Annotated in this window: 6 protein-coding genes and 2 pseudogenes; 3 read left to right on the forward strand and 5 right to left on the reverse strand. The window is 71.6% G+C overall.

Annotated elements, in window-relative coordinates:
• The coding region (locus AC08OP_RS08535; RefSeq protein ID WP_476613693.1) for a serine/threonine-protein kinase at nt 1-634 on the reverse strand (634 nt) is incomplete at its 3' end.
• A 383-nt stretch (nt 635-1,017) separates the two neighbouring features.
• On the opposite strand from AC08OP_RS08535, the gene lat reads away from it, so the two are divergent.
• From lat to AC08OP_RS08550, 3 genes and pseudogenes are all read left to right on the forward strand, one after another.
• Complete coding sequence (gene lat / locus AC08OP_RS08540; protein ID WP_476613694.1) at nt 1,018-2,517, forward strand: L-lysine 6-transaminase; 1,500 nt, start codon at nt 1,018-1,020, stop codon at nt 2,515-2,517.
• A complete protein-coding gene (locus AC08OP_RS08545) occupies nt 2,514-4,217 on the forward strand; it encodes an aldehyde dehydrogenase family protein (protein WP_476613695.1) in 1,704 nt (567 codons plus the stop codon). Before lat ends, AC08OP_RS08545 begins: the two co-directional genes overlap by 4 nt.
• A 275-nt stretch (nt 4,218-4,492) precedes the next feature.
• Nucleotides 4,493-6,022: pseudogene (locus AC08OP_RS08550) on the forward strand (MFS transporter); the annotation flags it as partial.
• 208 nt (nt 6,023-6,230) lie between these two features.
• Here AC08OP_RS08550 and AC08OP_RS08555 read toward each other — a convergent pair.
• From AC08OP_RS08555 to AC08OP_RS08570, 4 genes and pseudogenes are all read right to left on the reverse strand, one after another.
• Complete coding sequence (locus AC08OP_RS08555; protein ID WP_476613696.1) at nt 6,231-7,661, reverse strand: class I SAM-dependent methyltransferase; 1,431 nt, start codon at nt 7,659-7,661, stop codon at nt 6,231-6,233.
• 167 nt (nt 7,662-7,828) lie between these two features.
• Nucleotides 7,829-9,690 (reverse strand): annotated as a pseudogene (locus AC08OP_RS08560) (helix-hairpin-helix domain-containing protein); the annotation flags it as partial.
• 343 nt (nt 9,691-10,033) lie between these two features.
• Nucleotides 10,034-10,270, reverse strand: coding sequence for a PHP domain-containing protein (locus AC08OP_RS08565; protein WP_476613697.1), 237 nt, complete (start codon nt 10,268-10,270; stop codon nt 10,034-10,036).
• Nucleotides 10,271-10,511: 241 nt separating this feature from the next.
• Complete coding sequence (locus tag AC08OP_RS08570) at nt 10,512-12,089, reverse strand: pyridoxal phosphate-dependent decarboxylase family protein (RefSeq protein WP_476613698.1); 1,578 nt, start codon at nt 12,087-12,089, stop codon at nt 10,512-10,514.
• Nucleotides 12,090-12,182 lie beyond the last annotated feature (93 nt).

A 12,182-nucleotide genomic window follows, 5' to 3' on the forward strand; every position in this document is an offset into this window, starting at 1 on the left:
CGCCGCCGTGGTCGCCACCGGCGTCGGGCTCGCTGACGCCGACGCCTGCGCCCGCGCCGATGCGGGCCCGCTCGCCGCGCAGCTGCTCGGGCGCCATCCAGACCAGGGTGCCGATCAGCATGCCCGTCCGGGTGTGGCTCGTGTTGTCCCCGGCGCGGGCGATGCCGAAGTCGATGACCTTCGGGCCGTCCCAGGTGAGCAGGATGTTCGCCGGTTTGAGGTCGCGGTGCACCACCCCGGCGGCATGGATCGCGACCAGGGCGTCGGCCAGGCCGACGGCGAGTCCCTGGACCAGTCGATCGTCGAGCCGGCCGCGGGTGGCGACCGCGTCCGCCAGGTTCCTGCCCTCGACGTACTCCGTGGCCATCCACGGCCGTTGCCCGGTCAGGTCGGCGTCGAGCACGGCGGCGACGGCGCTGCCCCTGACTCGGCGGGCCGCGTCGACCTCGTGCCGGAAACGGGACCGGAACTCGGGATCGTCGGCGAGTCCGGCCGACGGCACCTTCACGGCCGCCGGCTTGCCGCCGGTGTCGAAGCCGAGGTAAACGACGCCCATCCCACCCGCGCCGATGCGGTTCGCCAGCCGGTAAGGGCCGATGCGCCGGGGGTCGTCCGTGGTCAGGGGCGTCAGCACGCCGCTTGCCTTCTCTCCGTCGTCGGGTGTCGTGGGCGGCCCGGGTGTCGGGTGGCCCGGCGGTTCCGGCGCACCTCGCGACGGTGCGGGGTGGAGATGCGCCGATTGTCTCCCGTGCGGTCCCCTGCACTTATCTGACGGCGTCGTCTTCGCTTTGTGTCAAGGATCCGTTACCTGATGTGTGCGGTGTGGTCGACGCGCCGCCGTTACGCCCTGACGACCTTCGCGAGAAGATTTGGCCCATACTCGGTATAGAACGAAAGAATTAGAGGTTGTATCGTAATATTGCAAAGATATCTTCGTAAGAAGATCGACATCGCCGAGACGGCTCGTGGGGTGGCGACGGGATCCGGATGGAAGTGGTCCGGGGGGAGGAGAGCGGGATGGTCGTCCCCTTGCAGCCAGCCCAGCCCCTGCAGCCAGCCCAGGTGTCTGCATCCGGTGCCCGGCCGGCGGAGGGGTTGCCGGCGGAGGGGCTGTCGGCGGACGCAGTGCTGAGCACGCTCGGTCGCCACGTCCTCGTCGACGGCTTCGACCTCGTCTGCGACCTAGCGATGAGCCGTGGCAGCGTGCTTGTCGACGCCCGTGATGGGCGGCGCTACCTCGACCTCTACAGCTTCTTCGCGTCTGCGCCGCTCGGGATCAACCCGCCGGGCCTCGTCGACGACGCGGGCTTCGTCGCTCGGCTGGGTCGGGTGGCGGTCAACAAACCGGCGAATCCGGACGTCGCCACCGTCGCTTACGCCGAGTTCGTGCGGACCTTCGCCCGAGTCCTCGGCGATCCTCAGTTGCCGCATCTGTTCTTCGTCGAGGGCGGGGCCCTGGCGGTGGAGAACGCGCTCAAGTGCGCCTTCGACTGGAAGAGCCGGCACAACGCGGCACACGGCCGTCCCGCGGCGCTCGGCCGTCGGGTTCTGCACCTGCGGAACGCCTTCCACGGACGCAGCGGCTACACCCTCTCGGTCACGAACACCGATCCGGTCAAGACCGAGCGTTTCCCCGTCTTCGACTGGCCGCGCATTGACTGCCCGGCGATGGTGTTTCCCTGCGTGGGGCCGGCACTCGACGCGGTGATCGCCGCGGAACGTGTCGCGCTCGGCCAGGCCGAGGCCGCCTTCGCCGCCCATCCCCACGACATCGCCTGCTTCCTGGCCGAACCGGTCCAGAGCGAGGGCGGGGACAACCACCTGCGGGCCGAGTTCTTGGCCGCGATGGCCGAGCTCTGCCGGCGCCACGACGCGCTGTTCGTGCTCGACGAGGTGCAGACCGGTGTCGGCGCCACCGGCTCGGCGTGGGCCTACCAGCAGCTCGGCCTGCGCCCGGACGTCGTCGCGTTCGGCAAGAAGGTCCAGCTCGGCGGGGTGATGGCCGGCCGGCGGGTCGACGAGGTCGCCGACAACGTCTTCCGCGTGCCCGGGCGGATCAACTCCACCTGGGGTGGTGGCCTGGTGGACATGGTCCGCGCCACCCGCATCCTGGAGATCATCGAGGCGCGGGGGCTCATGGCCCGGGCCGGCGAGCTCGGCGTGGGCATGCTCGCCGGGCTGACGGAGCTCGCGGCCCGCCACCCCCGGCTGCTGTGCAATCCCCGTGGGCGCGGTCTGCTCTGCGCGGTGGACCTGCCGGGCAGCGCCGTCCGGGACGAGGTGCTGCGGCGGCTGCGGGTGCGCGAGGGAGTCCTCGCGCTGCCCGCCGGGGAACGGGCCATCCGGTTCCGACCGGCGCTGACGGTGAGCGCCGAGCAGCTCGCCGCCGGGATCGCGGCCCTCGGCCGGGTCCTCGACGGGCTGCCGGGTGGATTGGATGGGCCGGGCGGATTGGATGGGCCGGGCGGATTAGATAGGCCGGATGGACCCGGCGGACCGGATGGGGGATCGTCATGACGCTGGTACGGCCACGGCGGGTTGGTGCGCTTATTGCCGGACGCCCGCAGGCCGGACGTCCGCAGGACGGGTGCGCGCCGCCCGGCGCGGCCGAAGCGGAGCTCACCCCGGTCCGGACGGTGCCCTCGACCAACCCGGCCCGGCTCGACGACGTGGTCGCCGAGGTCGAGCTGGCCGGCCCGGAGACGATCCTCGCCGCCGCGGTGGCGGCCCGTGACGCCCAGTGCACCTGGGCAGACGTGCCGGCCCCGGTCCGGGGAAGCGTGATCGGCAATCTCGGCCGGCTCGTCGCGGACAACGCTGCCGCGCTCGCCCGGCTCGTCACCCGGGAGATCGGCAAACCGGCGGCCGAGGCTCGCGGCGAGGTCCAGGAGATCATCGACACCTGCGAGTTCTTCCGCGGCGAGGGACGCCGGCTTTACGGCGAGACCGTTCCCTCCGAGATGCCGGACAAGCAGCTGTTCACCTTCCGGGAGCCGGTCGGGGTGATGATGGTGATCACCGCGGGGAACTTCCCGGTGGCGGTGCCGTCCTGGTACATCGTGCCGGCCCTGCTCGCCGGCGACACCGTGGTCTGGAAGCCGGCCGAGTACGCGGCGGCCTGCGCGCAGGCCCTGGTCGAGCTGATGGCCGCCGCCGGGGTTCCCGCCGGCGCGGTGAACCTCGTGCCCGCCGACGGCGCGGCGACGTCGCTCGGGCTGGAGCGGGCGCTGGCGGCCGGCGTCGTCGACAAGGTCGGTTTCACCGGATCCACCGAGGTCGGCCGGTTCATCGGCGCCCTGTGCGGCCGGTACCTGCAGTCGCCGTGCCTGGAGCTCGGCGGGAAGAACCCGATGGTCGTCGCGCCCGACGCCGACCTGGATGCCGCCGTCGAAGCGGCGGTGTTCGCCGGGTTCGGCACCGCCGGGCAGCGGTGCACCTCGCTGGGCACGGCGATCGTGCACGAGTCGGTGCACGCCGAGTTCGTGCGTCGGCTCGACGCCGCCGTGTCCGCGGCGGTCGTCGGCGACCCGACCCGGGACGTGCTGTACGGGCCGCTGCTCGACGCCAGGTTCGCGGCCGGGTTCGCCGACCATCTCGACCTGATCCGGGACCATCACCGGATCTTCGGGTCCACCGCGGTGGGACGGATCACGTCGGCCGGTTTCGGGACGTCGGCCGGCTCGTTGGCGCAGGCGGTGCCGGCGGTGCCGGCGGTGCCGGCGGTGCCGGGAAGGTGGCCGGGCGGACCGCGCCGCGGCTTCGTCGGCGATCCCGACTCCGGGTTGTACTACCACCCGGTGGTGCTCGACGGCGTGCGCCCGGACGACGAGGTGTTCCGCGAGGAGACGTTCGGCCCGATCATCGGCGTTACCACCTACCGCAGCCTCGACGAGGCCATCGACCTGGCGAACCTGCCCGGCTACGGGCTGTCGTCGTCGATCTACACCGGCGATGCGGCGAGCGCGTTCCGGTTCCGGCGTGGGGTGCGGGCCGGGATGGTCAGTATCAACTCCTCGACGTCGGGCGCGGAGGCCCACCTGCCCTTCGGCGGCAACGGGCGGTCTGGCAACGGAAGCCGCCAGTCCGGTCGCTGGGTCCTCGACCAGGTCACCCGATGGCAGTCGATGAACTGGGACTACTCCGGCAGGTTGCAGAAGGCCCAGCTCGACACGGCCGTGCCCCCGGCCGACCTATCCTTCCGCCTGTCGGACCCGTGAGCTCCGGCTGAGACGGGTGCCATGTCGCCGTGTCGCCGTGTCGCCGTGCTGCCGTGCTGCCGTGCTGCCGTGCTGCCATGTCGCCTCGCCTCACGGACCCGATGGCGTTTTTCTCGACGACGCGGGACAACGCGGCCGGTCACGGCGGATCGGGGCGTCCGGAGGTTCCGCCGCCCCAGTGTGCTGCCGCATCTCGCCGCATCCAGGACTGGGCCCCGGCGCCCGGCGCCGGTCCGCGCCATAGTCGGCGCATGCCAGACCTGGTGACGCAACCGATGCCCGGGATGCGGCCGACCCCCGGCACACGACGGGCCGGCCGCCGGGAATGGGCCGGTCTCGCCGTGCTCGCTCTGCCCTGCCTGCTGCTGTCGATCGACGTGACCGTGCTGTACTTCGCCCTGCCGTTCATCACCGCGCACCTCGCCCCGAGCAGCGCCCAACTGCTCTGGATCGTCGACATCTACTCCTTCGTGCTTGCCGGCCTGTTGATCACGATGGGGACGGTCGGCGACCGGATCGGGCGTCGCCGGCTCCTGCTCTACGGCGCGGCCGTGTTCGGAACCGCGTCGGTACTCGCCGCCTACGCCACCGGCCCGGTCATGCTGATCCTCGCCCGGGCGGCGATGGGCGCCGCCGGTGCCACCCTGATGCCGTCGACCCTCGGGCTCATCCGGGTCCTGTTCGTCGACCCGGACCAGCGGCGCGTCGCCGTCGCCATCTGGACGGCGAGCTTCTCCGGCGGTGTTGCGCTGGGACCGCTGCTCGGCGGATTCATGCTGGAGCACTTCTGGTGGGGCGCCGTCTTCCTGATCAATGTGCCGGTGATGCTCCTGCTGCTGGTGCTGGGTCTCGCGTTCCTGCCCGAGTTCCGGGATCCGCGTCCCGGCCGCTTCGACCTGACCAGCGCCGGGCTCTCCCTCGCCGCCGTCCTCAGCGCGGTCTACGGCATGAAGCGCATCGCCGAACACGGCTGGACCGCCGTTCCGATGACCGCCTTCGTCGTCGGTGTGGTCCTGGGTGGCCTCCTCGTGGCCCGGCAGCGCCGGGTCGACCAACCGCTGATCGACCCGCGGCTGTTCGCGTCCCGCGCCGTGCGCACGGCGTTGGCCGTCAACGCCCTCGCCCTGTTCGCCCTCGTCGGGTTCAGTTTCTTCGCCACTCAGTACCTGCAGCTCGTGGCGGGCCTGACCCCGCTGGTCGCCGGGCTGTGGACGATGCTGCCGGCGACCGCGATGATCATTTCTGTGCTGGCCGCACCCCGGCTGCTGCGGCTGCTGCGGCTGGGCGGTGCGCTCGGCGTGGGGCTGGTCGTCACCGCGCTGGGATTCGGCATCGCCAGTCGGCTCGGCGTCTCCGGGGGTCTGCCGGTGCTGCTCGGCGCCTATGCCGTGCTAATCAGCGGGGTCGGTGTCGTCCTCACGATCTGCACCGACGTCGTGCTCGGCAACGCCCCACCCGAACGGGCGGGTTCGGCCTCCGCCCTGTCCGAGTCGGCCATCGAGTTCGGGGGCGCGCTCGGGGTCGCCGTTCTCGGCAGCATCGCCACCGCCGTCTACCGGAACGAGGTGCCGGCGCGGGCACCGTCCGGCCTGCCCACGATTGCGGTCGACGCGGCGCGGGAGACCCTCGGCGGTGCGGTGGAGGTCGCCCACCGGCTTCCCGGCGGCCTCCGCCCCGGTGGCCTCGGCGACATGCTGCTGCGGGTCGCACAGGAATGCTACGTCGACGCGATGTCGGTGACCGCCATGATTGCTATGGCGGTCATGGCGGCCACGGCCGTCGCCGTCGTGATGGTGCTGCGCCGGGACGGTGCGCCGTCGACGGCTGGGTCGTCAACGTCTGGGTCGTCAACGGCTGGGTCGTCAACGGCTGGGTCGTCGACGGCTGGGTCGTCGACGGCCGGGAACGCGGTCGCCGAGCGGGCCGAGAGCATCGGCACCGAAGGGTCCGACCGCACGGTGGCGGACTCCGCCGCTCCTGGGTCGTAGGCGCCGTTCCCGGGGCATAGCTGGGTCAGCCGGCCGTCGGCTGGCTCAGGGCTGTCGGCTGGCTCAGTGCTGTCGTGGGCGTCGGTGCTGTCGCGGGCGACTCGAAGCGGGGCCGCAGGGGCATGCCGGCGGCGCCGGCGTCCGGCCGGACCGCGAGGGTCTGGTGGATCTGGGTTCGCCCGCTCTCGAAGCTCAGCGCCGATCCGGCCATATAGAGCCGCCAGACGCGGGCCCGACCCGCCCCGACCATGCCGACCGCGGCCGGCCAGTTCTTCTCCAGCAGGCGTACCCAGGCCCGCAGGGTCAGCGCATAGTGCTCGCGCAGGGACTCGACGTGGCGCGCCTCGAAGCCGGCCGCCTGCATCAGGGAGACCATGACCCCGATCTCGTGTAGTTCCCCATCCGGGAAGACATAGCGCTGGAGGAAGTCGCGTCCCCTCGGCAACGGGACCGGGCCGAGGCCGGGCCGGGCCCGGCGGGCCCCCGCGGGGTCGCCGGGGAACGAGATGCCGTGGTTGAGCAGGCGCCCCCCCGGGCGCAGCAGCCGGTACAGCTGGTCGAAGTAGGTCGGGAGCATCGCCCGGCCGACGTGCTCCACCATGCCGATGGAACTGATCGCGTCGAAGGGGCCGTCCGGGATTTCCCGGTAGTCCTGCAGGCGGATCTCGATGACGTCGGCGAGGCCCGCCTCGGCGACGAGGCGGCGGGCCTGCGCGGCCTGTTCCACCGAGATGGTCACCCCCACGCCGCGGACCCCGTGATGGCGGGCGGCGTGGATCAGCATGCTGCCCCAGCCGCAGCCGATGTCCAGCAGCCGCTCGCCGGGACGCAGGCCCAGCTTGCGGCAGACCAGCTCGTGCTTGGCGTTCTGGGCGGCGTCCAGGCCGACCTGCGCCGATTCCCACACCCCGCAGGAATAGGTCATCGTTGGGCCGAGGACGAGGCGGTAGAACGCATTGGACACGTCGTAGTGGTGGGATATCGCCGCCGCGTCCCGGTCCCGGGTGTGCTGCCGGCCGCGCAGCCGGGTCTCCTCGGGCGGCGGGGCCGGCGGGCGCGGGCCGAGTTCGCGCAGCAGGGTCGCGGCGGCGCGGGCGGTTGCGCCGGTCAGCCGCGAGCCGGCCCCGGCGATGCCCCGGCGCACCGCGAGGGCGGCGAAGACGTCCCCCTCGACGTCGATCTCCCCGGCGACGAAGGCCCGCGCGAAGCCCAGCTCACCCGGGCGGAACAGGACGCGGCGTAGCGCCTCCGGCGAGCGGACCAGGATCCGGGTGGTGGTGTCCGGTCCCAGCACCGAGCCGTCCCACAGGGTGATCCGTACCGGCGGGTCGTCCCCGATCAGGCTCTCGAGCAGGATGCGCGTCGCCCGCGCCACGTTCGGTGACCACCGCGGCTCCCGGTGCGGAATGGTTGCTTCGGCAGGGTCGTGCTCCGCCGGCTCTCGACTGATCGTCACGGCGCATCCTCCGGTTGTTACCTGGGCTCATCGTCCCCCGGAAACCCGCTGCCGCAACGGTGTCGGGTGTTGCATGTCCGTATCCCTGTTACCGGGGATCCCCGGTAACAGGATCCCCGGTAACAGGATCCCCGGTAACAGGGATACTCCGGTCCGTCCCGCGCCGCTCAGGCCACGGCGGAGGCGCCGAGCAGGGCCTTGAGGTCGCCCATGAGGGCCGGAGTGCGCTGGACCTTGTACGCGTCGTCGAGCCGGAACACGGTCGTCGAGCCGGAACACGGTGGTGCGGCTCGCGGTCTGCAGCCGCAGGTGCACCTCCGTCGTCCCGGGATGGGTACCGAGAACCTCCCGCAGCCGCTCCACCGTCGGCGGGTTCACCCGGGACGCCAGTATGATGATCACTACTGGTGGGCTCAGGGCGGCGTCGGACAGGTCGGGGACCGTGAGGTCGGAGGCGATCAGCCGCGGGGTGTCCTCCCGCTTGTCGAGGCGGCCCTTGACGATGACCACGGCGTCCTCGGCGAGCTGAGTGGAGCAGGTCTCGTAGGTCTGCGGGAAGAACATGACCTCCAGCCCGCCCTCGAGGTCCTCGATGCTGGTCAGCGCCCACACCTTGCCCTGCTTGGTGACCTTGCGCTGCAGGCTGGAGATGATTCCGCCGATGGTCACGGTGGCACCATCGGGGTACTCCCCGCCGGTCAGGGACGCGATGCCGCAGTCCGCCTTCGCCGCGAGGATGTGCTCGACGTCGCGCAGCGGGTGGTCGGAGACGTAGAGGCCGAGCATCTCCTGCTCGTGGGACAGCTTGACCGCCTTGTCCCACTCCTGGTCGGAGAACTCCTGCATGCCGAACACGGGCGCCGCGCCCGGCTCGTCCTCGGCGTCGAAGGCGAACAGGTCGAACTGCCCCTCGGCGTTCTTCTTCACCCCCATGACCGCGTCGACCTTGTCCAGGAAGCCCGGGAAGGAGACGAACCGCCCCTTGGCCCGGCGGGTGCGCACGATCGACTCGACCACGTTCATCCCGACGTTGCGGATGGCGGCGAGGCCCACCCGGATCTCGGCTTCGCCGTGTGCGCTGTAGTCGGTGTTCGAGGTGTTCACGTCCGGCGGGAGCACGCGGATCCGCATCCGGCGGCATTCGTTCAGACAGATCGCGCTCTTGTCCTTGTCGTCGCGGACGGAGGTGAGCAGCGCCGCCATGTACTCGGCCGGGTAGTTCGCCTTGAGGTACCCCGTCCAGTAGGAGACCAGGCCGTACCCGGCGGTGTGCGCCTTGTTGAAGGCGTAGTCGGAGAACGGGACGAGAATGTCCCACAGGGTCTTGATCGCCGCGTCGGAGTAGCCGTTGTTCCGCATTCCCTCGGAGAACGGCACGAACTCCTTGTCGAGGATCTCCTTCTTCTTCTTGCCCATTGCCCGGCGCAGCAGGTCCGCGCCGACGAGAGAATAGCCGGCGACCCGCTGGGCGATGGCCATGACCTGCTCCTGGTACACGATCAGGCCGTAGGTCGTGTCCAGGATGTCGGCGTCGGACTCGTAGAGCCCGCGGATCTCCCCGGCCTCGCTGTACCGGGGGTGCTGGGGGTCGAAGATCCCGGCCAGTGGGATGTCCTTGCCCATCACGGCGGGCGGCATCGCCTTGGTGATGCGGTCACCCATCGCGTACGGGTAGCCGAGCACCCGCGAGGAGTCCTTGATCGCGGCCTTGGCCTTGATCGTGCCGTAGATGACGATCTGCGCTATGCGGTCCTCGCCCCACCGGGATGCCCTGGCTCTTCGCCCACACGATGAAGTCGGCGACCACCAGGAAGTACGACGGGAAACCCATCTGCAGGATGATCCCGATCTCGTACTCGACGCGTTCGCGGTGGGTGTCGTCGTAGCCGTCCGGGAACCGGCGGGCCATACCGGCCCAGGTTTCCTTGCGAAACCAGCTCTCCTCGGTCTCGCCGGCCGGCACCGGGAAGCGCGGCATCAGGTTGTGCTTGGCGAACATGCCGGTGGGGTCGACCCGCTCGGCGATCAGCAGGGTGGTATCGCAGCCCTCGCGCCAGATGTCGGAGGTGTCGATCCCGTACATCTCCTCGGCGCTCTTGAGGTAGTAGCCCGACCCCTCGAACTGGAAGGAGGGATTGGCCACCGTCGACGCCGTCTGTACACGGAGCAGCGCGGCGTGGGCGTCCCGTTCGGCCTCGTAGGTGTAGTGCGAGTCGTTGGTGACGACGAACCGCATGCCGAGCGTGCGGACGATGCCCACCAGGCCGTCGCGGACCCGGCGCTCGATGTCGAGGCCGTGGTCCATGATCTCGCAGAAGTAGTTCTCCCGGCCGAAGATCTCCTGGTAGGTCGCGGCGGCCTGCAGAGCGGCGTCATAGTGGCCCAGCCGCAGCCGGGTCTGCACGATCCCGGACGGGCAGCCGGTCGTGGCCATCAGCCGCGACGTACGCCTCGCAGCCGATGATGGGTTTGACGCCGGCCGCCGTCGCCTGCTGGTGGAAGTCGTAGGCGCCGTACATGTAGCCGTGATCGGTGATTGCGACCGCCGGCATCTGCTGGCGGGAGACCTCTTTGAACATGCCCTTCAGCCGAGCCGCCCCGTCCAGCATCGAGTACTCGGTGTGAACGTGAAGGTGGACGAAAGAGTTGGATACGTCAGATCTTCCCGCGCGCTGGGCATGCCGGTCGAAGCTGCGGACCGGTCACCGACCGTGGAAACGGGCGCCCGCCGGTGCGGGCGCGCCGGGAAATGATCATCATGGGGGGCCGGCCGGATGGACAAGGCGTTCATCCGGCAGCCTAGCGGCCCGCGCGCGGTCCGGACACCTCCGCCGTCGTGTCCGCCGGGTACTACGAAGCGATACCGCCGCGGTGCGTACCGCCGCCGCCCGGCGCCGCCGCGGTCGTCCCCCGCGCCTCGGCGACGGCGGCCCCGATCACCGCGATCGCCTGCTCCACCTCGCTGTCCGAGGTCGACCAGTTGCTTACCGAGATGCGCATCGCTGTGCGGCCCCGCCACACCGTGCCGCTCACGAACGCCTCGCCGCTCGCCGTCACCGCGGCCGTGACCGCCGCCGTCAGCCGGTCGCCCGCCGCCCGCCCGGCCGCCGTCCGGTCGCCCTCCGGGTCTGCCACCACCCGGACCAGCACCTGGTTGAGCTCCACGACGCGGCCCGATCCACCCGGGCCGGCTGACCCGGCTGACCCGGTTGACCCGGCTGGGCCGGCCACCGCGTTCAGGATTGTCACCCCGGGAAGAGCGGCGAGCCGCACGGCGAAGCGGTTGGCATACTCGCAGCACCGGTCCACCAGGTCGCGCAGCCCCGCCCGGCCGAGCGAGCGCAGCGCCGCGTACACGGCGAAGGCCCGCGCCCGGCGGCTGAACTCCGGTGTCCAGTCGACCGGGTCGAGCCGGCCGGCGGAGTCGAGGACGAAGTAGTCCGCCGAGGCCGACATCGACCGCCGGTGCGCCTCGCGGTCCGCGACGAGGGCGATCCCGCAGTCGTACGGGACGTTGAGCCACTTGTGGCCGTCGGTCGCCCACGAGTCGGCCCGCTCGACCCCGGCGACGAGGGCGCGCCGGGACGCCGCCGCCGACACCGCAGCCCACAGCCCGAACGCACCGTCCACGTGCACCCAGGCGCCGTGTTCACGGGCCAGCGCGCACACCTCCTCGAAGGGGTCGAACCCGCCGGTGTTGACCTCCCCCGCCTGGGCGATCACGATCGTCGGCCCGCTCCCGCCGCTCCCGCGGGCAAGAGCCGCCCGCAGCGCCTCGGGGCGCATCCGCCCGAGCGCGTCGGCCTCGACGGTGATCGTCGCGCGGGTGCCGAATCCGAGCAGGCGCAACGCGGCGTCGACAGTGGCGTGCCGGGCGGCGCCGACCAGGACCCGCACGGGCGGTGCCCCGGCGAGACCATCCGTCTCGACATCCCAGCCGGCCCGCGCCAGCACCCGGTGCCGCGCGGCCGCCAGGGCGGTCACGTGCGCCATCTGAGTGCCGGTGGTGAACCCGACGGACACCCCCGGCGGCAGGCCGAGTAGCTGCGCGATCCAGCGGCCGGTCAGCGCCTCGACGGCGCTGGCGGCCGGGGAGAGGGAGGCCAGGGCAGCGTTCTGGTCCCACACGACGGTGAGCAGGTCGGCGGCGAGCGCCGCCGGCAGGGTCCCGCCGATGACGTAGCCGAAGAAGCGGCCCGAGCCGGTCGAAGTGAGGCCGCCGGCTACCGCGTCGACCAGCGCGTCGATGACCGCCACCGGGTCGCTCGGGCCCGCCGGCAGCGTGTCGCCGAGCCGGTGGCGGACGTGCTCGGCGGTCAGGCTGGGGCCGACCCGACGATCGGCCAGACCCGCCAGGTAGGCGTCGGCATGCCCGGCGGCGGCGCACAGTGCCGCGCGGAGCGCGTCGACGGGCGGCGTGCCTCGCATCGGTGGATCTCCTCGTCCGGGATGGATGATCGTTCGCCAGCGGGTCCGAAGCGGGCCCGATGCCCGGCGGCGTCAGTCGGCCGCCACCGCCAC

This window comes from Frankia sp. CeRuru1 (assembly GCF_977966315.1).

Excerpts from the sequence above, each read along its gene's own strand:
- AC08OP_RS08565 (WP_476613697.1), bottom strand. The coding sequence starts at position 10,270 with ATGCTGGACGGGGCGGCTCGGCTGAAGGGCATGTTCAAAGAGGTCTCC.
- lat (WP_476613694.1), top strand. The coding sequence starts at position 1,018 with ATGGTCGTCCCCTTGCAGCCAGCCCAGCCCCTGCAGCCAGCCCAGGTG.
- AC08OP_RS08570 (WP_476613698.1), bottom strand. The coding sequence starts at position 12,089 with ATGCGAGGCACGCCGCCCGTCGACGCGCTCCGCGCGGCACTGTGCGCC.
- AC08OP_RS08545 (WP_476613695.1), top strand. The coding sequence starts at position 2,514 with ATGACGCTGGTACGGCCACGGCGGGTTGGTGCGCTTATTGCCGGACGC.